Origin of the sequence: Acidaminococcus sp., from assembly GCA_022482815.1 — a bacterium.
Taxonomy (GTDB): domain Bacteria; phylum Bacillota; class Negativicutes; order Acidaminococcales; family Acidaminococcaceae; genus Acidaminococcus.
This window is the reverse complement of sequence record JAKVOM010000001.1, coordinates 2,456,283-2,480,575: the sequence shown is the minus strand read 5'-3', so window position 1 is coordinate 2,480,575 and position 24,293 is coordinate 2,456,283. Positions and strand designations below refer to the sequence as shown.

At 47.8% G+C, this 24,293-nt stretch carries 20 protein-coding genes; all 20 read left to right on the top strand.

From position 1 onward, the window contains the following. The first annotated feature begins 53 nt into the window (after positions 1-53). The 20 genes from LKE33_10685 to LKE33_10590 all read left to right on the top strand — a co-directional run bounded on the left by LKE33_10685 (position 54) and on the right by LKE33_10590 (position 23,672). The gene (locus tag LKE33_10685; protein ID MCH3951384.1) at positions 54-1,403 is read left to right on the top strand and encodes an ISL3 family transposase; all 1,350 of its coding nucleotides are present in this window, start codon (positions 54-56) and stop codon (positions 1,401-1,403) included. Between the two features lie 144 nt (positions 1,404-1,547). Beyond that, positions 1,548-1,877 carry a hypothetical protein gene (locus tag LKE33_10680; GenBank protein MCH3951383.1) on the top strand — a complete coding sequence of 110 codons (330 nt, stop codon included), beginning with the start codon at positions 1,548-1,550 and terminating at the stop codon, positions 1,875-1,877. A gap of 192 nt (positions 1,878-2,069) precedes the next feature. Next, complete coding sequence (locus tag LKE33_10675; protein MCH3951382.1) at positions 2,070-2,270, top strand: DUF2905 domain-containing protein; 201 nt, start codon at positions 2,070-2,072, stop codon at positions 2,268-2,270. 240 nt (positions 2,271-2,510) lie between these two features. After that, on the top strand, positions 2,511-3,194 hold the full coding sequence (locus tag LKE33_10670) for a response regulator transcription factor (GenBank protein ID MCH3951381.1): 684 nt from the start codon (positions 2,511-2,513) through the stop codon (positions 3,192-3,194). After that, positions 3,191-4,948: an ATP-binding protein gene (locus tag LKE33_10665; GenBank protein MCH3951380.1), complete on the top strand. Its 1,758-nt coding sequence runs from the start codon at positions 3,191-3,193 to the stop codon at positions 4,946-4,948. Before LKE33_10670 ends, LKE33_10665 begins: the two co-directional genes overlap by 4 nt. A gap of 456 nt (positions 4,949-5,404) precedes the next feature. Then, the gene (locus LKE33_10660) at positions 5,405-7,033 is read left to right on the top strand and encodes an IS1182 family transposase (GenBank protein ID MCH3951379.1); all 1,629 of its coding nucleotides are present in this window, start codon (positions 5,405-5,407) and stop codon (positions 7,031-7,033) included. A 372-nt stretch (positions 7,034-7,405) separates the two neighbouring features. Then, positions 7,406-8,293, top strand: coding sequence for a phosphate ABC transporter substrate-binding protein (locus LKE33_10655; protein ID MCH3951378.1), 888 nt, complete (start codon positions 7,406-7,408; stop codon positions 8,291-8,293). Between the two features lie 31 nt (positions 8,294-8,324). Beyond that, the gene (gene pstC, locus LKE33_10650; GenBank protein MCH3951377.1) at positions 8,325-9,248 is read left to right on the top strand and encodes a phosphate ABC transporter permease subunit PstC; all 924 of its coding nucleotides are present in this window, start codon (positions 8,325-8,327) and stop codon (positions 9,246-9,248) included. Continuing rightward, positions 9,248-10,129, top strand: coding sequence for a phosphate ABC transporter permease PstA (gene pstA, locus LKE33_10645; GenBank protein MCH3951376.1), 882 nt, complete (start codon positions 9,248-9,250; stop codon positions 10,127-10,129). The genes pstC and pstA overlap by 1 nt, the downstream gene beginning before the upstream one ends. Before the next feature lie 80 nt (positions 10,130-10,209). Continuing rightward, positions 10,210-10,935 carry a phosphate ABC transporter ATP-binding protein PstB gene (gene pstB, locus LKE33_10640; protein MCH3951375.1) on the top strand — a complete coding sequence of 242 codons (726 nt, stop codon included), beginning with the start codon at positions 10,210-10,212 and terminating at the stop codon, positions 10,933-10,935. Positions 10,936-10,955: 20 nt separating this feature from the next. Continuing rightward, on the top strand, positions 10,956-11,603 hold the full coding sequence (phoU, locus tag LKE33_10635) for a phosphate signaling complex protein PhoU (GenBank protein ID MCH3951374.1): 648 nt from the start codon (positions 10,956-10,958) through the stop codon (positions 11,601-11,603). Positions 11,604-12,890: 1,287 nt separating this feature from the next. Continuing rightward, the gene (miaB, locus tag LKE33_10630; GenBank protein MCH3951373.1) at positions 12,891-14,213 is read left to right on the top strand and encodes a tRNA (N6-isopentenyl adenosine(37)-C2)-methylthiotransferase MiaB; all 1,323 of its coding nucleotides are present in this window, start codon (positions 12,891-12,893) and stop codon (positions 14,211-14,213) included. Further along, positions 14,213-16,825, top strand: coding sequence for a DNA mismatch repair protein MutS (mutS, locus tag LKE33_10625; protein ID MCH3951372.1), 2,613 nt, complete (start codon positions 14,213-14,215; stop codon positions 16,823-16,825). Before miaB ends, mutS begins: the two co-directional genes overlap by 1 nt. Next, positions 16,822-18,717 carry a DNA mismatch repair endonuclease MutL gene (mutL, locus tag LKE33_10620; GenBank protein MCH3951371.1) on the top strand — a complete coding sequence of 632 codons (1,896 nt, stop codon included), beginning with the start codon at positions 16,822-16,824 and terminating at the stop codon, positions 18,715-18,717. Before mutS ends, mutL begins: the two co-directional genes overlap by 4 nt. After that, the gene (locus LKE33_10615) at positions 18,714-19,505 is read left to right on the top strand and encodes a class I SAM-dependent methyltransferase (GenBank protein ID MCH3951370.1); all 792 of its coding nucleotides are present in this window, start codon (positions 18,714-18,716) and stop codon (positions 19,503-19,505) included. Before mutL ends, LKE33_10615 begins: the two co-directional genes overlap by 4 nt. Positions 19,506-19,507: 2 nt before the next feature. Then, positions 19,508-20,437, top strand: coding sequence for a tRNA (adenosine(37)-N6)-dimethylallyltransferase MiaA (gene miaA, locus LKE33_10610; GenBank protein ID MCH3951369.1), 930 nt, complete (start codon positions 19,508-19,510; stop codon positions 20,435-20,437). An 18-nt stretch (positions 20,438-20,455) separates the two neighbouring features. Further along, positions 20,456-20,725, top strand: a complete 270-nt coding sequence (gene hfq, locus LKE33_10605; GenBank protein ID MCH3951368.1) for an RNA chaperone Hfq — start codon at positions 20,456-20,458, stop codon at positions 20,723-20,725. Continuing rightward, positions 20,709-21,605 (top strand): site-specific tyrosine recombinase XerD, encoded by an 897-nt coding sequence (xerD, locus tag LKE33_10600; GenBank protein MCH3951367.1) that lies wholly within the window; start codon positions 20,709-20,711, stop codon positions 21,603-21,605. Before hfq ends, xerD begins: the two co-directional genes overlap by 17 nt. Before the next feature lie 99 nt (positions 21,606-21,704). Further along, on the top strand, positions 21,705-22,799 hold the full coding sequence (locus LKE33_10595; protein MCH3951366.1) for a divergent polysaccharide deacetylase family protein: 1,095 nt from the start codon (positions 21,705-21,707) through the stop codon (positions 22,797-22,799). A 12-nt stretch (positions 22,800-22,811) separates the two neighbouring features. Beyond that, a complete protein-coding gene (locus LKE33_10590; protein ID MCH3951365.1) occupies positions 22,812-23,672 on the top strand; it encodes a zinc metalloprotease HtpX in 861 nt (286 codons plus the stop codon). The last annotated feature ends 621 nt before the right edge of the window (positions 23,673-24,293 follow it).

The window sequence follows — 24,293 nt, the reverse complement described above, 5'->3', positions numbered from 1 at the left end:
GACATTAACTCCTCCAAAATATAAGCGACGAAACCATACCTTGGGAGGAGAAAATGTCCTTTACTAATTACACTATTCAAAATAATGCAGAATGTCAAGATGTCTTTTACAATGTCTTCATGCCGGAAGACCCTTTTGATGACAGCCAGGAGATTGTTATTTGCAGTGAAAAGAAATATACCGACTTCCGTTGTCCTAAATGTGGTCAGAAAATGTATTCTTACGAGCCATTTTCTACCTACTTGAAAAGTTTTCCTGCGTATCCTGAGCATACCAGGATGATCCGCTTTGAAGGGCATCGCTTCCGTTGCTCCTGCTGCCATGCAACCATCACTGAGCCTATTCCCTTTAAATATCCCGGGACTCGCATTACCATGAGGGCTTCCCTTTGGATTGAGACGCTGCTTCGTAATGGAATCCCTGCCAATGCAATTGCCAAGATGTCAGGAATTCACTGGAGCACGATTCGCTATGTCCACAAACAGCTCATGGATGAATCTCTCGATAAATATGAAATGGAATTGGAGCTGACCTCTTACAAGCCCCGTTTTCTGGCCATCGATGAGTTTGCTATCCATAAGGGACACACTTATGCCACTTGCGTCATGGATTTAGCGACAGGTTATATTCTCTGGGTCGGCAGAGGTCGGGCGATAGCTGACTTCGAGCATTTCTTCAAGGAATATGATCAGACAAAGCTGACAGAGGTCAAGGCAGTCGCCATGGATATGAACGCTTCCTACAACAAGCTGGTACAAGAACATCTGCCGCAAGCTAAGGTCGTGTATGATCGTTACCACATGCAGGCTCAATTCGGGAAGGAAGTATTAGGTGTAGTAAGACTTGATGAGGCCAGAATGCATAGGGATAAAGCCAGAAACATGCAAGAAGCATTAAAAGACGCAAGCAATGAAGACAAGCCGGCTTTGAAAGAGCAGATATTCAATGAAAAGAAGAGCTACCACAAATTGAAGAAAGTCCGCTGGCCGTTACTCACCAATGAAGATAGGCTGAATCCTAAGAACAAAGAAGCGTTGCAGGCCATCTTTGCAGAGCACGAGGATCTGGCAATATGTTATTCCATGAAGGAAGAGATGGTAGCCCTCTATGAATTAAGGGACTATGACAAGGCTCTTGCAGGATGGAAGCGCTGGTTTAAAGCTGCACTAGGCAGCGGGATTCCGGCCCTGGTTAGGTTTGCTAAGATTAAGCTGCCAAGGATAGACGGTCTGGTGAACCATGCCCTGTACCCGATAAACACAGGGAAGCTTGAGGGTTTCAACAACAAGATTAAAGTGGCCAAAAGAAGAGCGTACGGATACAGAGATGATGAGTACTTTTTCACGTTAATTCGCTACCTCTCAATTCCGACCGTAAGAGGTATACTCCCGAAAAAAACGTGAAGAACCTAATTTTTGCAGTCTCTTGTTTATGCTTGCTATTGTTCACCGCATGCGAAACAGAAAAACAATGAGTATTCATTGTTTCTCTGTCCCTGTTTTTTCTTTTTTTCCAAATTTGTTATAATAAGCGAAGGAGGGATTGTCATGAAAAAGTTGACTGTATTTTCAATCATAGTCGGACTGTTTTTCTGCCTTGCGGCAACGTGCTTTGCTTCTTCCGTAATCAGCGATGATGGTTATTTTAATAATATTAAAATGTGCGGTAAGGTCCGTGTCGTCGAGTACAATCCTGATGTGAAGGTTCAGGTTGTGACAGCTTTTCCGGATTTGAACGTAAAGGTTGTAGAACATTTTCCCGAAGAAATAGGGGAATGGCAGTTCGTGGAATATGGCGAAGACTTTACGATTCAGTTTGTTACGCATTTTCCTGATATCAGAATTCGCTACGTGAATGCTTTTCCCGGTGTAGCGTAATTTGCAATTTATATCTGCCTGTTGGAGCACCTTTATGAATGAAATGCGGCAGACAGAGAAAATCTGCTATTCACTGCCGTTTCCTTTTACGTAGTCGAAAGGAGTGCGGACCACAAAGTGGAGTAAGATAATGATAAGAAAGTCCAAGCCGACGGCTTGGACTTCCTTATCATCGACAGAGGAGGTGAGACGATGGGGAGAATGCTCATTACCCTGGGAATTCTTCTGGTCATTATCGGAGTCGTCATGGAATTTGGCTCCAATTTTCTGCCGCTGGGACATCTGCCCGGGGATATCCATATTTCCGGAGAACACGGCAGCTTTTACTTTCCTATCGTGACTTGTATCGTAATCAGCGTCATTTTGAATCTTATACTGCGATTGTTTCATTAATTGACACCAAATTGATTGACAGATAGATAGTTCGAAATCAGATCTCACAGGGATTAAGGGAAGAATGTAAATATAGAGGAAGAAATTTTACCCAAATTTTACACGTCCTTTACCTTCTTTCTACGGTTCCAGGGTTTATCCACTGAACTTATTTGTTATAATAAATGTACCGGGGATAATTACCTTATTTTTTCTGTATCCGAAACATGGAATCATAACTTCTGAAGGGAGTCGAGCAAATTGTCGCTCATTTATTGTGTCGAGGACGACGAAAATATTCGGGAATTGGTGGCATACGCCCTGAAGGGGCAGCATTTTGATGTGGAAACCTTCGCTGACGGCAAGGCCTTTTGGTCCGCCATGGAAAAGAAGGTACCTTCGCTTGTATTGCTGGATATTATGCTGCCGGGCGAGAGCGGAACGGATATTTTAAAAGAAATCCGCAACCATCCCGTATACAAGGATCTGCCTGTCATTATGGCGACGGCAAAAACAAGTGAATATGATGTAGTCAAGGCACTGGACGGCGGTGCTGACGATTATGTCTGCAAACCTTTCAGTATCCTGGAATTGATTTCCCGCATCCGTACGGTGCTGCGCCGCAGTCAGAATACGACCGAAGAAAAACATACTTTGTCCTATGGCCCGGTTACGCTGGATACGGATACATACACTGTAACTGTGGACAGCAAGGAATGTGTGCTGACGGCAAAAGAATTTGAACTGCTGCGGTATCTTCTCGTCAATTCAGGCATAGTGCTGACACGCGAACAGATTATGGAGGCCGTCTGGGGATTTACGTATGCCGGCGAAAGCCGCACTATTGATATGCATATTAAAACGCTGCGCCAGAAGCTGGGAGAAGGCGGAAAAATTATTCGCACTGTCCGCGGCGTTGGCTATCAAATCGGGGGTCACGCATGAAACGTAAGATTTTTTTATCCCTGCTCATGATGGGTGTGTCCTGCATGCTCATCCTGACAGGGATTTTTACTTGGCTTTTTCACAGTTATACGGAAAGTCATGCCGAAGATGAACTGGACCTTTCATTGCGGACTGTGTCGGCAGGAATGAATGAGAGCCACCGTCCTATTGAGTTTTTACAAGAACTTGGTTTTGACACACCTTATATTCGGCTGACGTGGATCAGTCAGGACGGCAGTGTGCTTTACGATTCCAACTATGACAAAGACAAGATGGAAAATCATATCGACCGTCCTGAAGTGAAAGACGCACTGGAATATGGTAAGGGCAAGGCCGTGCGCGATTCCACGACTGTTTCGGAAAATCTTCTTTATAAAGCAGTTCGGATGCCGGATGGTTCCGTCCTGCGGGCCGGCATAAGAGAACGCAATATCTATGGTCACTGGGCTTCGATGGCTCCCTATTTTTTGGCATTTCTGATGGCGGCTTTTTTCATCTGTCTATGGGCTTCCCGAAAATTATCGGTGGATTTGCTTTATCCGCTCCGTCATGCTGTGCACCTCATTTCCCATGTGCGTCAGAGCGGGCCGGCTGAAATCAGTGATATTGACGAACAGGAAATTGAAAATATTGATTCGGAAGTCAGACCTCTCGTGCGCAAGATTGCAGACCTTGCTGTAGCCCTTTCCGCTTCTTTCGAGCAGGTTAAACGTCAGAGAAATATGGTGAAGTTGATTCTTGAAAATATGCAGGAAGCTGTAATCTTAACGGATGGTTCCTATAAGATTCTGACAGCCAATAAAAGTGCCGTGGAACTTCTTCATGAAAAAAGTGAACCCCGGGTGAAAGAAAAAAATCTGTCGTTTCTTCTGCCGGAAGTTTCCTGGCCTACCGTAGGCCCTGTTCCGCCCGCAGGGACCATTGATACCGAGAAAATCAAACGTGACGGTATTTTCTTTGCCGTGACGCGGCAGCCGATTTATCTGGAACGCGAGTTTTATGGTTTTCTTTTTATTGCAAGCGATATTACAGAAATGGAAGAACGGGAGCAGCTGCGCCGCGAATTTACTTCCAACGTATCCCACGAACTGAAAACGCCGCTTACTTCTATCAGCGGATTTTCGGAAGTTCTGAAGGAAAAACTTTTCCAGAATGATGATGATGTGGCTCATTTCGGAAATTTGATTTATAAAGAATCCCATCGCCTGTTGGAACTCATTGAAGAAATCCTGCATCTGGGGCGTATCGAGGAAAAGCGGATCAAGGTGAACATGGTTCCTGTCCGTCTCGACGAGGTCACACGGGATATCGTGGCTTTTATGGATCCTGTACTCGAGGATAAAGAAGTCAAAGTGCATCTCGACCTTGCAGAAACTACGATGATAGGAGATCCGGGGCTGCTGCGTGAATGCTTCATGAACCTTATCGATAATGCTATTAAGTATAATCACCAGGGCGGTCATATCTATGTGACTGTCAAGGATGAGGGAAATCAGGCTGTCTATACGGTTCGTGATACAGGCATCGGTATTCCCAAGGGTGAGCAGAAACGCATCTTTGAGCGGTTCTACCGTGTGGATTCCAGCCGCTCGAAGACAATCAAGGGAACGGGGATTGGTCTTGCTGTCGTCAAACATATTATAGATATTCATCATGGTACAGTTACCGTGGAAAGCGAAGTGGGAGACGGTACGACATTCATTATTCGATTTCCTAAAGGGGAAACAAAGCAGGAAGCGGCCGCCCAGGCATAAGTAAAAATGTGCCTGTGAAAAAATAAAAAACGCATTTGGCTTTTGGCATATGCCATTTAGCCTCGGCGACAGCAGTGTGTTTAAGTTTTTGGTTCAAGTAAAATAGGATATAAAACCTGAAATTTAGCAGATAACCTAAATTTCAGGTTTTATTTTAAAAAGGTACTTTTATCCTTTTGTTTATGGCATTTAGCATTGGATTGGTACTATCTTCCGCCACTTCGTGGCCTCCTCCTTCCGACTGCGTGGAAGGAGGTCCCAAAGGAATACCCAACCTGACGGTTGGGTTTAATGAAAGGTCATTTTTCTTCTAAGGCCGGGATGTGGACGGCGGGCTGCGGAAAGCGTGAAAAAGGGGCTGTCGCTTTTTGCGACGGCCCCTTTTGTATCAAAAACAAGGTAAAAGCAAGGCGCGGCCTCATTGAATGAGACCGCGCCTTGGTGTAGAATTTAAATATGCCAAAAAACAAACCTACACAAAAGGATTATACAAAAATTGGCAGTTCTTATCAACTTTTTCTTCCTCTAAATTTTGAAGTACAAATCCCTAATGACGATCCTGTTCGCTTGGTGCGTGCCATGGTAGAAGGGATGGATGTAAAGGCATTGTATGACACGTATTCTCATGTCGAGAATAAATTAACGTCACCAATTCAGCTGCTGGAGATCGTCATTTATGCATGTATGGAAGGAATTCGTGGTTCGCGTAAGATAGAGCAATCCTGTAAAAGAGACACTCATTTCATGTTCCTCTTAGATGGGAAAAAAGCTCCGGATAATGCAACCATTGCAAGATTTTGTTCCCTCCATCTAAAACCATGTATCAAGGAGCTCATGATTCAGATGGATAAATGGCTGCTGGCTCGCGGTTTCATCACGCTGGATAGCCTGTTCATCGATGGGACAAAAATTGAATCTGTGGCAAACAAATACAAATTTGTTTGGAAAAACAGAGTCTTAGGCAGCCAGAACAAACTCATAGAGAAACTGGAGCAACTGGTTCCCGAAATCGAGGAACGTTTCGGAATCAAGGTCTGTTACGGAAACACTTTCCACATCCGTCATTTAAAGAAGCTCCTAAAAAAACTGCTTGTCATAAAGCGGGCTGAAGGGATCGAGTTTGTTCACGGATGTGGGAAAAGAAAGACCATTCTACAGAAGTACTATGAGATTTTAGCTAACTATCTCAAACGGCTTAAGGTGTATACGAAGCAGCTTCACATCTGTGGGGAACGGAACAGCTTTGCCAAAACAGACCCGGATGCTACCTTTATGAGGATGAAAGAAGACGCCATGCTTAATGGCGCCTTAAAGCCGGGATACAATGTCCAATATGCCAACAATTCCGGTTTTACCTTGTTTGCAGATGTGAGTGCACATCCAACAGATATGCGGACACTCATTCCTTTTCTTGAAGGATTTGAAGCCCACTTCGGTCAGAAATTTGCAAACATTGTAGCCGATGCAGGCTATGAAAGCGAAGAGAACTTGGTCTGGCTGAAGAAGAATCAGTATACTTCATATATCAAGCCTAACAATTATGAAAGAAGCAAGAGGAAAAAGTATAAGAACGACATCGGCAAAGCAGAAAACATGACATATTTGCCTGATCAAGACATGTATATCTGTAAAGGTAGGAGACTGCTGAAAGTCAGTAAAGTAACCCAGGTAAAGAACCGGTCAGGATATGTGTCAGAGAAAACATATTACGAATGTAAGGACTGCAGCGGTTGTCCCTACAAGGAACAGTGCATCCATGGGAACAATTGCAGGACACCCATGGAGAAAAGAAACAAGAAATTAGTGGTCTCGAAGAATTTTGCTGCATTGAGGGCAGAATCCCTGAAGAACATTACTTCCGAATATGGTAAGGAACTGAGGATGAACCGCAGTATACAGGCAGAAGGAGCCTTTGCGGATCTCAAGGATTCATTAAACGTCAGAAGACTAGAAACCCGAGGCAAAGGAAATGCCCTGGTAACAGTGGGAATATGTGCCATGGCACGGAATGTCCTGAAGGTCCATCACAAAGTTCAAGACGGCAAAGAGGATTTGCACTTATATCCGCTGAAAAAAGAGGCCTAAAAGATACAAAAAGAGCGCACGAAAAAAAGCAACTTAGAGTTGCTTAATTTCGTGCGCCCTTTTTTCATCTCAAAACATATTCAACTAAAAAGTAAGGCAAATTGGGGCCTTTAGCAAGTTATTTCAGGGATTAAAAATCGGTCACTTGCGACAGCCCCTTTTTTGATTCACCCGTCATTACTGATAAAAGCCAGACAAAACGGCTCATCAAGGTATTAGCTTCTCGGTCAGGATACGTCTTTTGCATGTCGTATCAAATTTTACAAAATTTTACATTGATTATACGGTTCTCTTACATGTGGCTGTTACGATATGGCTGTAAACGAAGAAGACTTAAATCATTTGATGTGAACACAAAGGGAGGATTTTTCAATGAAAGCAAAAAAATTAGCTGTTGCGGTTCTGGCTGCTGTTATGGCAACGAGTATGATTGGCTGTGGTGGCCAGAAGAAAGCAGAAACCCCGAAATCATCTGCCGGCGGTGCTGTTAGCGGTACTATCACCGGTTCTGGTTCTTCTGCTCTGCTGCCTCTGGTAAAGGATGCTGCCGAAAAATTCAAGGCCAAGAACAAAGACGTTTCCATCACTTTGAATGCCGGCGGTTCCGGTACGGGCCTGAAGCAGGTTTCCGATGGTTCCGTAGATATGGGGAACTCCGATGTGCCTGCTGAAGCCAAGCTGCCGAAAGATAAGGCTGCTAAGCTGAAGGATCACAAAATCTGCGTTATGACTGTTGTGCCTATTGTCAATAAGGATGTCAAAGTCAAGAACCTGACCAAACAACAACTGGCCGATATCTTTACGGCTAAAGTTACCAACTGGAAAGAAGTTGGCGGCCCGGATAAACCGATTATTCTGGTAACCCGTCCTAAGACCAGCGGTACTCGTGCACTCTTCAAGAAATATGCTATTAACGGCGCGGAAGAAGCCGACAATAAGTCTCTGGAAACGGATAACTCCGGTATCCTGGTAAAGAGCGTAGCTTCCAACTCCGGCGCTATCGGTTATGTAGCTCTGCCTTATCTGGTGAATGATAAGACTGTTGATAAGCTTTCCATCGATGGTGTAGAACCGACGCTGGAAAATACTTACAGCGGCAAATATACGGTATGGGGCTTCGAACACATCTATACGGCTAAGGAAGAAAAACCGGCTGTGAAGGCATTCATTGACTTCATCACTGGTTCCGAATATGGTAAGCGCATCGAAGAACTGGGCTACGGCGTAAGCTCCAAGATGCAGACCAAAGAGGTTCACTAAGAGCCTCTTCCAAGGTGAGGGAGACTTTTCTATGACATCCATTACGTCCGCTGTAAAAAAGGCCCATCGCGATGAGCGGACAGCCCGCATTTTCATCACGGCGTGTGGCCTGATTATGACTTTGATTCCGTTCCTGATAGGTATTTTCCTTTTCGTGAAAGGGACTGATACCTTTACTACCTTCCATCACCCCTTATCCGAATTTCTCTTTTCAGGAGAATGGGATCCGAGTGATACTGCGGAAGGCGGCGGGAAAATCGGATCCGCTATGTTCATTACCGGTTCCCTGGCTGTGTGCGGCTTGTCCCTGATCTTCGCACTGCCGCTCTGCCTTGCTTCGGCTATCTTTATGACCGAAATTGCGACGCCGCAGATGCGCAGAATGGTTCAGCCGGCTGTCGAGCTGTTCACGGGGATTCCTTCCGTAGTTTACGGCTTTGTCGGAATGACGGTGCTCATTCCTTTCCTTAGAAAAATCTTTCCCATGCCCTTTGGCTTTTCGCTTCTGGCGGCGGGTATTGTACTCGCCGTCATGATTTATCCGACAATCACGACGATGGCAGCTGATGCTATGACGTCCGTGCCGCAGGCTTGGCGTGAGGCTTCATATGGACTGGGAGCTACCCGGTGGGAAACGATTGCACACGTAGTTCTGCCCGCTGCCAAGGGTGGTATTGTAACCGGCATCATTCTTGGACTGGCCCGTGCTTTTGGGGAAGCACTTGCCGTTGCTATGGTGATCGGTCAGATGAAGGTATTCCCAAAATCGCTGTTCCTTCCGGCGAGCACGCTCACCACGGCTATTTCCGCAGATATGGGCGGTGCCATGGAAGGCGGCGAGTATAGTGCGGCTTTGTGGACGATGGCGTTGCTGCTTTTCATCCTGTCCTTCATCTTTATTTTTATCATTCATACGATGAACGATATGTTTACACTAAAAGGAGATAAACGCTAATGAACTCAGCTGTCAATGCTAAAAAGAGAATGGACCATTTTATGACCATGGTCTTTTTTGCCGGAGCTGGGCTGGCGGTTATTTTGCTGATTGCTTTCGTCGGTTATGTCATGATAGAGGGGTTTGGCCATATGACGGCCAAGATCATGTCGTTTGAAAACGGCGGCCTGGGCAATCAGCTGTTTAACACTCTTTACCTGGTTTTTCTGGCCTTGGTTTTCAGTTCCTTACTCGGTGTTCCGGCCGGTATCTTTCTTTCCGAATATGCAAGAAAGGGGAAAGTCGTTAAGGCAGTACGTATGGCTGTGGAGACACTTTCTTCTTTGCCCTCAATTGTTGTCGGTTTGTTTGGGTACCTCGTCTTTATCGTAATGACGGGTTCTCAATGGAACTTGTTTGCCGGTGCACTCAGTGTTTCTATCCTGATGCTTCCGCTCGTGACCTCTGTCACAGTGGATGCCCTGCAGAGTCTGCCTGACAGTTATCGCCAGGGCAGTTATGGCCTGGGAGCCTCCAAATGGCAGACCATTTGGCGTATCCTGCTCCCTGCTGCCTTTCCACGCATCATGACGGGGCTCATTATGGCTGCAGGCCGTGGCTTCGGCGAAGCAGCTGCTTTGATGTTCACTGCTGGTATGTCTACGGATATTCATTGGGACAATTGGGACGTTTCAAGTCGCCTGTGCCCACTGAACCCGTTCCGGCCGGGCGAGACACTGACATTACATATCTGGGCACTGCGTACGGAAGCCTTGGAAGCCAATGCAAACGAACAGGCGGCTGTTTGCTCCGCTATTCTGATCGTGCTTGTTGTTTCTTTCAGTCTGGCTGCACGTGCCCTCAGTTATCACTTAGATAAGAAAATGGGAGGCAATCGCTAATGGCAACTACAGATGAAGCCCTGAAACAGGGTACCGCCGAATCTCAAAACGCGAACGATTACGTGTTCCAGATTCGTAACATGAATTTGTTCTATGGAGAGCATCAGGCACTGCATGAGGTCTCCATGGATATAAAAAGAAATGAGATTACTGCTCTGATCGGACCTTCCGGCTGTGGTAAATCTACCTTTTTAAAGACCCTGAATCGCATGAACGACCTCGTCGAAGGCTGCCGCGTCACGGGAGATATCCGCTTTGAGGGGAAAGATATCTTTACGGAATGTGACCTCCTGGCTCTGCGTTACCGTGTGGGCATGGTCTTTCAGCAGCCGACGCCGTTTCCGAAGAGCGTATATGAAAATGTTGCTTATGGTCCTCGTATCCAGGGAATTCACAATAAGAGTACCCTTGATGACATTGTGGAACAGAGCCTGAAACAAGCTGCTTGCTGGGATGAAATGAAGGATCGTCTCTCCAGCAGTGCGCTCGGTCTTTCCGGTGGTCAGCAGCAGCGCCTGTGTATTGCCCGTACGTTGGCCGCTCGTCCTTCCGTCATTCTCATGGATGAGCCGACTTCTGCACTGGACCCGATTTCTACACAGAAGATTGAGGATCTGGCCCTGAAGCTGAAGGAAAAGTACACGATTATCATCGTAACGCACAATATGCAGCAGGCAAAACGTATTTCTGACAAAACGGCCTTTTTCCTGCTTGGCAACCTTATTGAATTCGATGATACGCTTCATATTTTTACCAATCCGTCCAATCCGAAGACGGAAGAGTATATTACGGGTCGTTTCGGCTGAAGAATAAGGAGAGTCACATTATGTTGGAAAAATACGATACTGGCCTTAAGGCTCTGGAAAAAGACCTGGAGAACCTGGCTCAAACGCTCACCACGACAATTGACAGTACCAGATCTGCTCTTGAGAACAATGACGTGCATCTGGCCGAAAAAATCTATCATGGTGACAAGGCAATCAATGACCTGATCAAAAAGTGCATGGAAGAGGATATGGCACTCAGCATGCTTCAGGAACCGGTTGCCCGCGACTGGAGAAATTTGATGGCAACGCTGAAAATCCTTTCCGATTTGGAACGCATTGCCGATCACTGCGCTGATATCAGTTATTACATCCTGGTGATGGCAAAGGAAGGAACCAAAGTGGAACTTCCTGAACATTTGCTTGAGATGTATGACATTATGGCGACCATGGTTCGGGAAGTCCTGAAAGGGTATTTCCGTCATGAACCCTTTGATCAAAAGCTGGTAAAAGATAAGGACGATATGGTCGACGCTCTCTTTAATAATCTTCTGAAGGAGTTTGCCGGTTCTATCGGTAAAGCTCCTGACAAAGCGATGGACTATATCTTCTACACGATGATTGTAAAGTACATCGAGCGGATGGCTGACCATTCCGACAACATTGCCGAGTGGATTGGTTATCGTGATACCAGCAAAATTACGCTGTAACAGCTTGGGGAGGCCTGTTTGCCGGGGATGTATCTCTCTGTGAGCGGATATGGCCCGGAAAATAAGTTTCTCCATTTTTGCTGTTCATTTTCTTCCTTGTTTTTCATTGTGATTGGCCCCGATTCGTCAGAATCGGGGCGCTTTTTTTATATGTTAAGCCAAACCGTAAGGTTTGGAAATCCTCTGCCACCTCCGTCCGCTCGGAAGGAGGGACCACGAAGTGGGGGAGGAAAGTAAATTAGAGGAGAACCGCAGTCAGCGCTAACCACAGGAAGCGCTGACGACAGCGGTGGAGGATGTGCGCCAGTTCGGCGTGAATAGTGTAGTTCGGTGAAAGTCCGAATCCAGTAAAGCCCAGCAAGCAGCTGGTACCGAGTCTTGCATGCAGAGCCGTGAGGTGAGCATGAAGCGTAGACAGGGAGTGTGAGAGCCGTAATGCCAAATGCGATGAGCAAGGCGTAAAGCAGAATCAGCCTCGTTAACCGTAACATGGAAGCCGATACCCTATCCTCGGTCGCAGGCAGAAGCGTGCAGTTCGTTAGCAGAAAACTGCGGCGAGAACTGTACAGAGTTCCATCGGGGTCTAAGTGCACGGCGAGTACACAAACACTATTCATGTACCTGGGAGAACTGACTCACTCCAAGGGACAGTGGTATGCTGACTTAAATACTTAACTGTACGGAGGTTGGCAAAAGCTGGGTCAGTAGTCGGATTGCCTCATTGTAGTGATGAAACCTATGAAAGTAGGCGGAGCGAAGGGGGCAAAGAATAATCGATTTCTGTCTCAAAACAGAAGGTAACACAAGGAGGTTATCATAATGGAAATTGCGACACAGAAATTAAGGCACCAAGTGCAAGAGTGCAGATATGGTGCTGAAAGATTATTCTAAGAGCCGTATGCGGGAAAACCGCACGTACGGTTCTGTGAGGGGCGGGCGAGGCAACTCGACCCGTCTACTCGACAGTTTCTTTTGTTTTTAACTTTTCTTCCGGCCGAAGGCCGTACCATGCTGCCGCAGGCGGGGCTATCTGCTAACTGCTATCAGCTATCTGCCTTGGGCCTTCGCCTGACAATCTGCCCGCACGGGTGTACTAACCACTATCCACTTACCACTTTGCTGCTGACTCACAACTCATAACTCACAACTATCATCATTTTAAATTTGACCATTAAATAAACTTGCTAATCATGAATAGTTTGTTAATTTCGATTTTACAACTGTAAATTTAAACGAAAGTACAGTATAATATAGTGTGACAACTGATGTAAGGAGTAAATTTGATTCATGACAAGATACTACCATGTCCTAAATTATGGCTGTCAGATGAACGAAAGTGATGCCGAGCATTATGCCGGCCAGCTGATGGACCTTGGGTATTCTTATACCCCGGATTACCATACAGCCGATGTCATTATTATTAATACATGCTGCGTCCGTGAAAGCGCGGAAAAGAAAATTCTTGGCAAAATAGGTGAGATGAAGCAGGTTAAACGGAACCATCCTGGTTCCGTTCTTTGTGTTACTGGATGTATGGCCCAGAAGTGGGGGAAGGATCTCCTCAAAAAATACCCACAGGTCGACCTCCTGCTGGGCACGGCTCATGTCAATTCATTCAGTTCTATCCTGCAGAATTATCTGGCAAACCGTGACGGTCAGGGCCTTTTTGATGACCTGACTGTTATGCCTCAGGAATTTGAGGGCAGTTTCGTCAGAAAGAGCAGTTTTGCAGCTTGGGTGCCGATTATGTACGGCTGCAATAATTTCTGCACATACTGCATTGTTCCTTATGTAAGGGGCCGTGAGAGAAGCCGCGAGGCTTCTGCCATCTGCAGGGAAATCGAAAAAGCAGTGGCCCAGGGTTATAAGGAATTTACCCTCCTGGGACAGAATGTCAATTCCTATGGGAAGGACAGGGGAGAGAAGGAAGCTTTCAGCCATCTTCTCCAGATGGTTGACGAAATTCCTGGTGTGGAGCGCATCCGTTATATGACGAGTCATCCCCGCGACATGAGCGAGGAAGTCGTGAAGACCATCGCTGACAGCCGCCATATCTGCAAGAATTTCCACATTCCCGTGCAGTCCGGGAGCAGCCGTATCATGAAGGCCATGAATCGGGGATATGACCGGGAAATGTATCTGGGACTTGTCCATACCATCCGTAAGTATGTACCGGATGCCGTTATTTCTACCGACCTTATTGTCGGTTTTCCCGGTGAAACAGAAGAAGATTTTGAGGAAACACTGAGCCTCGTAAAGGAAGTTCAGTTTGATGATGCCTTTACGTTTATTTATTCCAAACGTTCCGGCACACCGGCCGCCAGGATGGATAATCAGGTGCCCTATGCCGTTAAAAAAGAACGTCTGGACCGGTTGATGGAAGTCCAGAATCAATGCAGCCTGGAGCGTAATAAACGCCTGATCGGGAAAACGCTGCCCGTCATGGTGGAAGGCCCGAGCCGCAGTAATCCGGATGTTCTGAGCGGCCGGACCGATGGGAATAATCTCGTCCTGTGGCCGAAGGGGAGTACGAATCCCAAACCCGGGGATATTGTACCGGTCCATATCGAGAAAGCTCAGACCTGGCTCCTTAAAGGAAAGGTGGAGTAATGGAAAAAGAAGGCTATACGCCCATGGTACAGCAGTACATGGCGGTCAAGAAAGAACATCAGGATAAACTTCTTTTCTTCCGCCTGGGCGATTTTTATGAACTATTCTTTGATGATGCTGTGACCGCGTCACGTGAGCTCAATCTGACGCTTACACACCGTGCGGGCAACACGAAACATCCGATTCCGATGTGCGGCGTGCCTTTTCATTCAGTAGACAGTTATCTGGCAAAGCTGATTAAAAAAGGATACCGGATTGCCATCTGTGACCAGATGGAAGACCCGAAAAAAGCCGTCGGTATCGTAAAGCGCGAAGTAACGAAAATCCTCACTCCGGGAACGGTACTAAGCGATGCCGTCCTGGATGAACAGCATAACCAATATCTGGCTTGTCTCTCCTGGGAAAAGAAACATGCTTGTATCAGTTTTTCCGACGTATCGACAGGAGAATGTTCCTGGTATGAGGCAGCGGGCAGCAATGTAGAAGATTTAATTTTGGATCAAATCTACCGCATGCAGCCGGCAGAACTGATTCTGGAACCGGAAGCAGAACTGCCAGAAGCAGTCAGCACGATGCTTGCAGAGCGCCTGCCGCACTGCATGATTAACCGATTCCATGCAGATGGTTCCGTCAATGACTTCAGCCGTCATTTCGGGGACAGTGACAAGGCTGCTTCCAATCCTTTTGTGAGAAATACGGTGGAGCGCATGCTCCAGTATATTCACGAAAATTTAAAAGGGGATTTGGCTCAGATCAACCGTCTCAGTGAAATCACGACAGATCAGGTCATGACCCTTGACGCGACAGCGATTCGCAATCTGGAACTGATTCGCAACATGAAGGACGGCACCAAACACGGTACCCTTCTTGATATCCTGGATTACACCTGCACCGCCATGGGAGCCCGGCTGCTGCGGCAGTGGATTGAAGCACCTCTCCTTAGTGTGACGCGGATTTCTCTGCGTCAGCAGGCTGTAAAGACGATTTTGGAAAATGCATCTTTCCGGACAAGTCTGGGAGATGCCCTGAAGGATATTACGGACCTGGAGCGCATCTTATCCCGCATCGAAGTAGGCTCGGCCAACGCCCGGGATATGGTAGCACTGCGCAGCGCACTGCGTGTGATACCGACGCTCAAGCAGCTTCTCGCGCCTGTTGCGGGCGGCCTGCTGCATCAGCTTGATTTGCGGATTTCCCCACATCAGGATGTGCTTGATGTTCTGGAACGGGGGATTGTCGATGACCCGCCTTTTACCGTGCGGGAAGGCGGCATGATTCGCAAAGGCTTCAATGCGGAACTGGATGAGCTGCATGAAATCGCGGAGAATAATAACGAATGGATGCAGAATTTCGAGCAGCGCATCAAAGATTCGACGGGCATCAAAAATTTGAAAGTCGGATTCAACAAAGTATTTGGCTATTATATCGAAGTCTCCAAGGGGCAGATTAATTTGGTGCCGGACAATTTTATCCGTAAGCAGACTCTTGTCAACGCGGAACGGTATATTGTGCCGGAACTGAAAGAGTTCGAAAATAAAATTCTGAGTGCCCACGAAAAAATTCAGCAGCTCGAGTATTATCTCTTTAATGAAATCCGTCAGTGTGTGCGGAAGCAGATCGTCCACATCCAGGAAACGGCACGGGCTATTGGTGAACTCGATGTGCTCTATTCTTTGGCAATGGCCGCTTTTAAGGGCAACTATATCTGTCCGCGGCTGAATGATAAAGAAGAAATCAGCATTAAGGATGGCCGTCATCCCGTTGTCGAGAAACTGCTGGAACGGGAGCTTTTTGTCCCGAATGACGTACATCTGAATTGTACGGATGAACGGCTGATTATCCTTACAGGCCCGAACATGGCCGGTAAATCAACATATATGCGTCAAATTGCACTGCTGACGCTGATGACCCAGATGGGCAGCTTTATCCCTGCCAGGGAAGCTTCCATTTGTCCAGTGGACCGCATCTTCACGAGAGTCGGTGCCAGCGATGACCTGGCGACCGGACAAAGTACCTTTATGGTTGAGATGAACGAAGTAGCCAATATTCTTAAGAACGCAACGAGCCATTCGCTTATTATTCTCGATGAAGTGGGCCGCGGGACCAGTACCTACGATGGGATGAGTATTGCCCGTGCCGTCGTGGAGTATATCAATACGAAAATCAAGGCAAAGACGCTCTTTGCCACGCATTATCATGAACTCATCGAGATGGAAGATGAAATGGAAGGTATTAAAAATTACTCCATCGCGGTGAAGGAAAAGGGTAAGGACATTGTGTTTCTGCGCCGCATTGTACCGGGCGGAACGGACCGCAGCTACGGCATTCACGTAGCAAGGCTGGCCGGGCTCCCGAACAAGGTGCTGGAGCGTGCTGATGAACTTTTGAAACAGTATGCAGCCGAAGGCACGCGTCATGCCGAAGCGCCTAAAAATGCCCAGAAGCCGCAGGCTGCTGAGGCAGAGCCGGAACTGCAGACGAGTCTTTTCGGTGATGTCCTGAGAGAAGAGCTGATTGGACTGGATGTCACGACCATGACGCCTCTTGAGGCCATGAATACCCTTTATAAATTATCGGAAGAAGCAAAACGGGAAGGGGGTAAGACAGTTTGAAAGCAGAAGTCAAACTCCTTGACCAGAATACGTCAAACCAGATCGCTGCCGGTGAAGTGGTTGAGAAACCTGCTTCCGTTGTGAAGGAACTTGTGGAAAATTCTCTCGATGCCGGCGCCGACCACATTGAAGTGACAATCTACGCAGGCGGCACGGAATTCATCCGTGTGAAAGATAATGGATCCGGCATGGACGAAGCCAATGCCAGAATGGCGATTTTGCGCCACGCGACAAGTAAAATTGTCAAAGCGGAGGATCTCCTGACGCTTCATACGCTGGGATTCCGCGGTGAAGCCTTGCCGAGTATCGCGTCCGTATCTCACTTCAATCTGTTGACGCGGGAAGACGGTTCCGATTTTGCCACGTCCATCACTATTGACGGCGGTGAAGACATAACCGTTGATTCCATGGGCGGAGATGTGGGGACGACGGTGACGGTCAAAGATTTGTTTTATAATGTGCCGGCACGGCGGAAATTCCTCCGTACTGTTAATACAGAAGGCCGTTACATCAATGAAGTTCTTTCCAGAATTGCACTTTCCCGGCCGGATGTCCATATCACGCTGATGAGCAACGATAAGGAAGTCATCAATACTCCCGGCAGCGGCAGCCTTGTAGATACGATTGGGTCTTTATACGGGAAACAAGTTGTCTCCCAGCTGCTCGAAGTGCATCATGACCAGGACGGCATTCAGGTAGATGGCTATATCAGCAAACCGACCCTGCTTAAGGGAACGCGGACGTGGCAGACGCTTTTCGTCAACGGCCGTTCTATCAACAATCGCATGATTTCCAAAGCTATCGACCATGCGTATCAATCCCAGATTCCGAAGGCAGGATTTCCCTTTGCGGTGCTGAATCTGACTGTGGATACGCATACTATCGATATTAACGTGCACCCCCAGAAGAGTGAAATTAAATTTGGGGATGAGCAGGCTGTCTATCGGGCCGTGTATCATGCTCTTTGCAATACCTTGACGCGCCCCATGGCCGGCAGGGAAGAAAGCGGCAGTATCGTGGCCACAAAGCCGGACGGGACGGCGCCTTATAAAGCTGCCTCAGTGGAAAATGAGCCGCTCTTTAAGGCCCCCTCCGGGTGGAACCGCCTGGGCAGGCAGAGTCCGCTGACGCCGCGCTCTACTTATACGGAACAAATCTGGAGAAATCCGGAAACCCAGGAAACGCGGACAGATGCTATTTTTAGTGCCCAGCGGACTACGGAGAATCTTTCGCAGCCAGGTGCAGAGAGCAATGGCAGTGCCCAGGGTGATGCCGCACCGTCAGAGGCTGAAAATATGGCGGCAGCAGCCGCACAAAATGGCATTGACGTCATCTGGCCGCTCGGCCAGGTTGACCGGACGTTTATCATTGCCCAGTCAGAGAATTCGCTCTATCTGATTGACCAGCATGCGGCTCACGAACGCATTATGTATGATAAATTTGTACGTCAGCAGCAGCCCGTGCCGTCCCAGCAGATGCTTATGCCTCTTTTTCTTACGGTTACGCCGCAGGACGTGGACGCGGTGGACCACTATCGGGAGGAATTCCTGAAACTGGGTGTCGATGCGGAACCAGCCGGAGAAACGATGCTGCGCGTGTCGGCTCTTCCTGCTGACGTAGAAGCAGGGCAGGCAGAAGGCTTTATCAGTGACATTCTGAAGATGCTTTCTGAGAATAAAGAAATCAAGACGAGCGACCTGCGGGAAGAAGTCTTGCATTACGCAGCGTGCCACAGCGCTATCCGTGCCGGAGAAGTACTGAATATTCGTCAAATGCGGGAACTGATTCTGGAACTTCTTAATACGGAGCATCCTTTCACGTGTCCCCATGGCCGTCCCTGCATGATTGAAGTCAATTCGGCAGAGCTGTTTAAGCTCTTTAAGAGAACATGACGGCGGCAGAGAGTTTTGCCGTGACGGTAGGCCTGAAAGGAGGACCCCTTCTTTCCCGGACGGCCCGCACCTGGGCAGAAGAACTGCAGCTGCCTTTCCTTAAAAGGCGCCGCGGTGAGTCCCTGTCCAAAATGCGGGAGCGTTACGGGTTGGCGGGGTTACTCGTTGCGACCGCGCGAGGGCCTCAGGTCGATACGGAAGAGGGCATACTGCGGTATCATCCGGGTATGGCCGTGCTCCGCGTTCAGGAACTGGAACGAGGTCATCTCGATCATTTTGTCGATGCCTGTGAACTGAAACCGGGTGACAGAGTGCTCGACTGCACACTTGGCCTTGCTGCTGATGCGGCCATTGCCTCCTATGTCACAGGCCCTTCCGGCAAGGTCGTAGGGCTCGAAGCATCACCGCTCATATGGAAAGTAGTTTCCGAAGGCCTTAAAACTTATACCGATGCGCCGCCGGAGCTTGTTGAGGCCCTGCGCCGCATCACGGTAATACGGGCGAATGCCCGGGAATATATCCGGACACTTCCTGACGATTCTTTTTCGGTCGTGTACCTTGACCCGATGTTCCAGACACCGGTCGAGGGCTCATCCAACATGCAGCCTCTGCGTCCTGCCGCTTTCCATGAAGAACCGGACAGGGCCTTTGTAGAAGCTGCACTGCGTGTGGCACCGCGGGTCGTCGTCAAGGAACGCTATCGCGGCTATATGGAGAAACTGGGTGCCTCAGAAATCCGGGGCGGCCGCTACAGCCGTGTCAAATATGGCATTATAAGGAGGCAGTGAGAATGGAAAAACAAAAACTCATTGTCATTGCCGGACCTACAGCGACAGGAAAGACGGCCTGCGGCATCCTGCTTGCCCAGCGTCTTCAAGGTGAAATCATTTCGGGCGATTCCATGCTCGTTTTTAAGGGTATGGACATTGCCACCGCGAAACCGACTCCCGAAGAAAGGGCGGCAGTGCCTCATCATCTGATTGATATCTGTGAACCCGGTGACAAGTACACTGTCGTCGATTTTCAGCAGCAGGCGGGAGCACTCATCCGTGAAATCCATGCGCGCGGCCATCTGCCGATTGTCGTCGGCGGTACGGGCCTTTATCTCAAGGCGCTTTTGGAAAATTACCATTTTTCCGATGTGCAGGAGTCGCAGACACTGCGGGAAAAACTTTCCCGGTATGCCGATACGTACGGTAACGCGGCACTTCATGCAAAGCTTGCCGAAAAAGATCCCGAAACGGCAGCACGGCTCTCCGTCAACGACAGGCGGCGAGTTATCAGGGCACTTGAATCCATAGAGGGCGGAGGGACGGTCTCCCGGGATAGGGACAGTCAGTTCCCCTATGACGCCTTCGTTTTCGGGCTCACGATGCCGCGGGAAATCCTTTATGACAGAATCAACCGCCGGGTGGATCTTATGATGGAAGCCGGTCTTCTCAAGGAGGCAGAGCATTTTTACAAGGCAGGCATCAGTCTCGATGCCCAGTCGATGAAGAGTATCGGTTACCGTCAGGCAGTGATGTATTTTCAGGGAAAATATACACTCGAGGAATGTGTGGATAAGATTAAACAGGCTACTCGTAATTTTGCCAAAAGGCAGATTACCTGGTATAAAAAGATGCCCTATATCCATTGGCTGACGCTTTCGGCGGAGCCGGATTATGAGGCATGTACTCAGCGCATGCTTACGCTGCTAAAGGAAAGTCATTTTATTTAGGAAAGGCGAGGGGTCATTATGAACAGTGGAACAAGTAAACAGCTTAACCTGCAAGACAGTTTCTTGAACAAAGTACGCAGTGAAAAAAGAACCATCGTAATTTATCTGCTGAACGGCTTCCAGGTCCGTGGAAGAGTGTGGGGGTTTGATAACTTCACAGTCATCGTGGAAAGTGAAGGCAAGCAGCAGCTGATTTATAAGCATGCAATTTCTACTATCGCACCGATGGAAACGGGTGCAATCTTAACTTTGAAAAAAGGGAATGACCAGGATGTCGCTAAAGAATAAACTGGAAGCAGAAATCGTTGTGTTTCTGGATTATTTGACTGTAGAAATGGGACTCTCGCCTAACACGAGAGATTCCTATGGAAGAGATCTTCGCATGTTTTCCGTACGGGTTAAGAAAGAACTGAAAGACATTACCCGTGACGACATTACGAAGTATATGAGTGATCTGAAAAAAGAAAATTACGCACCTACTTCCTCTGCAAGGAAACTTGCCGCTTTGAAATCCTTCTTTCGCTTTATGACGAGTGAAGGCTACATTGACGAGGATCCCTGCGAAGTTATCGAATCGGACACCCGGGGCGTAGTGCTGCCGAAGGTGCTGTCTGTCGAGGAAGTAAAGCGTCTTTTTTCAGCACCTGACCTCAAGAAACCGGAAGGTTTCCGGGACCGGACGATGCTGGAAGTCATGTACGCGACGGGCATGCGGGTGTCAGAGCTGCTCTCCCTGACACTTCAGCGGGTTGATCTGAAGGCACAGTACGTTATTGCTTATGGGAAAGGTTCTAAAGAACGGCTGATTCCTCTGGGGCAGTATGCCGTTAAATTCCTGAAAGAGTATATCGACAGGGTGCGCCCTCTGTTCCTGAAGGAAGATAAACCGACGGACGTCCTTTTCCTCTCCGTGCGGGGAACGGGGATGACGAGACAGCGGTTCTGGCAGGTCATCAAGGGATATGGTGAAGCTGTTCACATTCAAAAGCACCTGACTCCGCATATCCTGCGTCACTCCTTCGCCACGCATATGCTGGATAACGGGGCTGACTTGCGCACTGTGCAGGAATTGCTTGGGCATTCCGATATTTCAACTACACAGATCTATACGCACCTGACAAACAATCGTCTGAAGGCTGTCTACGATAAGAGTCATCCTCGTGCTTAACGAGGCTTGACAGAATTTGCTGAGGGGCTATACTATCCCTAAATCCTTTATCGGCACAGTCCTGAAAAGGAATTAAAACGTGACAGGAAGTTTTGTTTTATGCCAAGTAGACGATATACGCGCCAACCGCGCAGAAAAAAGAAAAAAGGCGGACACTTCTGGGTTATTTTGATCCTTGTAGTCGTCATAGGCCTGGGCATGTTTTTGACTGCCCATAAACGGCAGAATCCCGAGGAAACGTGGCCCGATGTCATAGAGGACATCATGCCGGAACCTGTTAAGGAAAAAGTAAAGGAAACGCTGCCTGAACCGGTCAAGAAGAAAGTTCAGGAAATCAAGCAAAAGGAAAAGAAGGAAATTCAGCAGGAAAAGGCGAAAAAAACTGCTGAACAGAAAGAACAATCTGCCAAGCAGGAAAAGAAAGCCAAACCGAAAGCTGAACCTAAAACGGAGACAAAGCCTGAAACGCAGGAGCAGCCGGCACCGGCAGAATCCGGCGGCGGGGATGAACTCCCGGGGCTTGCAGCCGGTCAGTACAGCGGAAAGCTCGCAATCCTTATTGATGATTGTGGATATCAGCTGGATCCGGTACGGACACTGACAAGTCTGCCGCTTAATATGACTTTTGCGGTTATTCCTTTTAAAACGAACAGTGAAGCGGCGCTTTCCATCATCAAAGGCAGCGGCCACACAGCAATGCTGCATCTGCCGATGCAGCCATTTTCAGGCGGCAGTTCGGAGAGCCGTTCCGTCCGGGTAGGTATGACGAAACAGCAAATCCAGGATTTTACCCGGGAAGCGCTGGACAGCCTGCCCGGGGTGACAGGTGTCAACAACCATCAAGGCTCGGCAGCGACGTCCAATGGCCCGACCATTCGGGCAGTATTGGGAGTACTGAAGGAACGCGGGCTGTTCTTTGTTGACAGCCGTACAAGTGCTTCTTCTGTGGCAGAAGAGACCGCCAGTGAAATGGGCGTACCAACGGCGCACAATGCATTTTTCCTTGATAACAGCAGTGATGTCGGGGACATCGAGGCACAGATTATCAAGGCTGTAAAAGCCGCTGATCGTTACGGCTCTGCCATTGTCATCTGTCATGCAAGACCGAATACGGCAAAAGCCTGGCAGCAGTGCTATCAGGCAGTTCTTAATTCGGGAATTACCATGGTGAGTGTTCCTGAGTTATTGCATTAGGAGGTGAGCAGAATGCTCAAAACCACGTTATTGATGGGTTTGATGACGGCCCTGCTTCTCGTCATCGGTGATTATGTCGGCGGTACAAACGGAATGGCTGTGATGCTTCTCATTTCCATCCTCTCCAATATGTTCATTTACTGGAACAGTGACAAAATTGTCATCAGCCAGTATGGGGCGCAGGAGGTCAATAAGGAAATGGCACCGGGCCTTTGGAATATTGTGGAAGCACTGACGCGGAGAGCCGGACTTCCGATGCCTCGCGTCTGCATTATTGACAGCCGCGTGCCGAATGCCTTTGCAACAGGCCGTAATCCGGAACACGCAGCCGTCTGCGTCACGACGGGCCTCATGGATATTTTGACTCCGCGGGAACTTTCCGGAGTACTGGGCCATGAATTGAGCCACATCAGACATAACGATATTCTGATTGGAACCATCGCCGCCGGTATGGCTGGCCTCATTTCCTACCTGTCCCGTTTCCTGCTCTTTTTCGGCGGACGCCGCGACAGGGATGATGGCGGTGGATTAGGCGGTTTATTCCTCGTGGTCTTAACACCTCTCATGGCAGCTATCATTCAGCTTGCCGTGTCAAGAACGAGAGAGTACATGGCCGATGAAAGCGGCGGGGAGCTGTGCGGAGATCCGGATGCTCTGGCTGACGCATTGGCAAAGATAGAAAGCATCCAAAGCGTCCATACGATGCCGAATGCAACAGAGAATACGGCTCATCTCTTCATCATATCCCCGTTTAGTGCCAGGGACGCCAAGGCTCTGTTTTCGACTCACCCGGCTACGGAAGACCGAATTGAGCGGCTGAGGAAGCAGGCTGCTGCTATGCGTGCCGCCGGAAAAATTGACCCCGTAGCATAAATTTTAAACGAGAAAAGACTATTGCAGAAATGCAGTAGTCTTTTTTTGTTTAAAGCCGCAGTTTGCTATCTGTCGCGCGCTTGCGGTAGGTGCGTAGCGGAATAATAAGGATTGGCTCGAAAAATAGTTCTTGTATTCAGCGTAACCCCATAATTGGACTATTCACCTCAACATGAATGAGGATCCTTTTCTGCCTAAGAACGGACCAAATGCGAATTGCTAAACGCCAAGTGCACCTTTTCTTTCGACTCAGAAACGTATATTTTGTCAATTTATTAACAATTATTTGCAAAATTGTGGATACAAAACACATAAAAATACACAATATGAGAATTTATATTCATTTAAATAGCAATAAATATTACTTATTGATAAAACCAACTATAACTAGGGTAAAATGAATGACTCAATTAAGTGTTAAAAAATTAATAAAAAAATATTTACATACATGGAATGCTGAATACATAATACAATAACCAATTATTTCTGGTTTAACTGTAAATAAAAAAATTCAAAAAATTAAGGAAAAAATTATAGTAAAACAAATAAAATGATGATATAATAACATTATGATTTTGCTGTGTGCTTCTGGAGAGCTGCACCAGAATCTAAATCTTAGGG

Coding starts and splice junctions, on each gene's coding strand:
- miaA (MCH3951369.1), top strand. CDS start 19,508: ATGGAAAAACAAAAACTCATTGTCATTGCCGGACCTACAGCGACAGGA.
- LKE33_10660 (MCH3951379.1), top strand. CDS start 5,405: ATGCCAAAAAACAAACCTACACAAAAGGATTATACAAAAATTGGCAGT.
- LKE33_10595 (MCH3951366.1), top strand. CDS start 21,705: ATGCCAAGTAGACGATATACGCGCCAACCGCGCAGAAAAAAGAAAAAA.
- hfq (MCH3951368.1), top strand. CDS start 20,456: ATGAACAGTGGAACAAGTAAACAGCTTAACCTGCAAGACAGTTTCTTG.
- LKE33_10685 (MCH3951384.1), top strand. CDS start 54: ATGTCCTTTACTAATTACACTATTCAAAATAATGCAGAATGTCAAGAT.
- xerD (MCH3951367.1), top strand. CDS start 20,709: ATGTCGCTAAAGAATAAACTGGAAGCAGAAATCGTTGTGTTTCTGGAT.
- pstA (MCH3951376.1), top strand. CDS start 9,248: ATGAACTCAGCTGTCAATGCTAAAAAGAGAATGGACCATTTTATGACC.
- LKE33_10655 (MCH3951378.1), top strand. CDS start 7,406: ATGAAAGCAAAAAAATTAGCTGTTGCGGTTCTGGCTGCTGTTATGGCA.
- pstC (MCH3951377.1), top strand. CDS start 8,325: ATGACATCCATTACGTCCGCTGTAAAAAAGGCCCATCGCGATGAGCGG.
- pstB (MCH3951375.1), top strand. CDS start 10,210: ATGAATTTGTTCTATGGAGAGCATCAGGCACTGCATGAGGTCTCCATG.
- LKE33_10615 (MCH3951370.1), top strand. CDS start 18,714: ATGACGGCGGCAGAGAGTTTTGCCGTGACGGTAGGCCTGAAAGGAGGA.
- LKE33_10675 (MCH3951382.1), top strand. CDS start 2,070: ATGGGGAGAATGCTCATTACCCTGGGAATTCTTCTGGTCATTATCGGA.
- miaB (MCH3951373.1), top strand. CDS start 12,891: ATGACAAGATACTACCATGTCCTAAATTATGGCTGTCAGATGAACGAA.
- mutS (MCH3951372.1), top strand. CDS start 14,213: ATGGAAAAAGAAGGCTATACGCCCATGGTACAGCAGTACATGGCGGTC.
- LKE33_10590 (MCH3951365.1), top strand. CDS start 22,812: ATGCTCAAAACCACGTTATTGATGGGTTTGATGACGGCCCTGCTTCTC.
- LKE33_10665 (MCH3951380.1), top strand. CDS start 3,191: ATGAAACGTAAGATTTTTTTATCCCTGCTCATGATGGGTGTGTCCTGC.
- LKE33_10680 (MCH3951383.1), top strand. CDS start 1,548: ATGAAAAAGTTGACTGTATTTTCAATCATAGTCGGACTGTTTTTCTGC.
- phoU (MCH3951374.1), top strand. CDS start 10,956: ATGTTGGAAAAATACGATACTGGCCTTAAGGCTCTGGAAAAAGACCTG.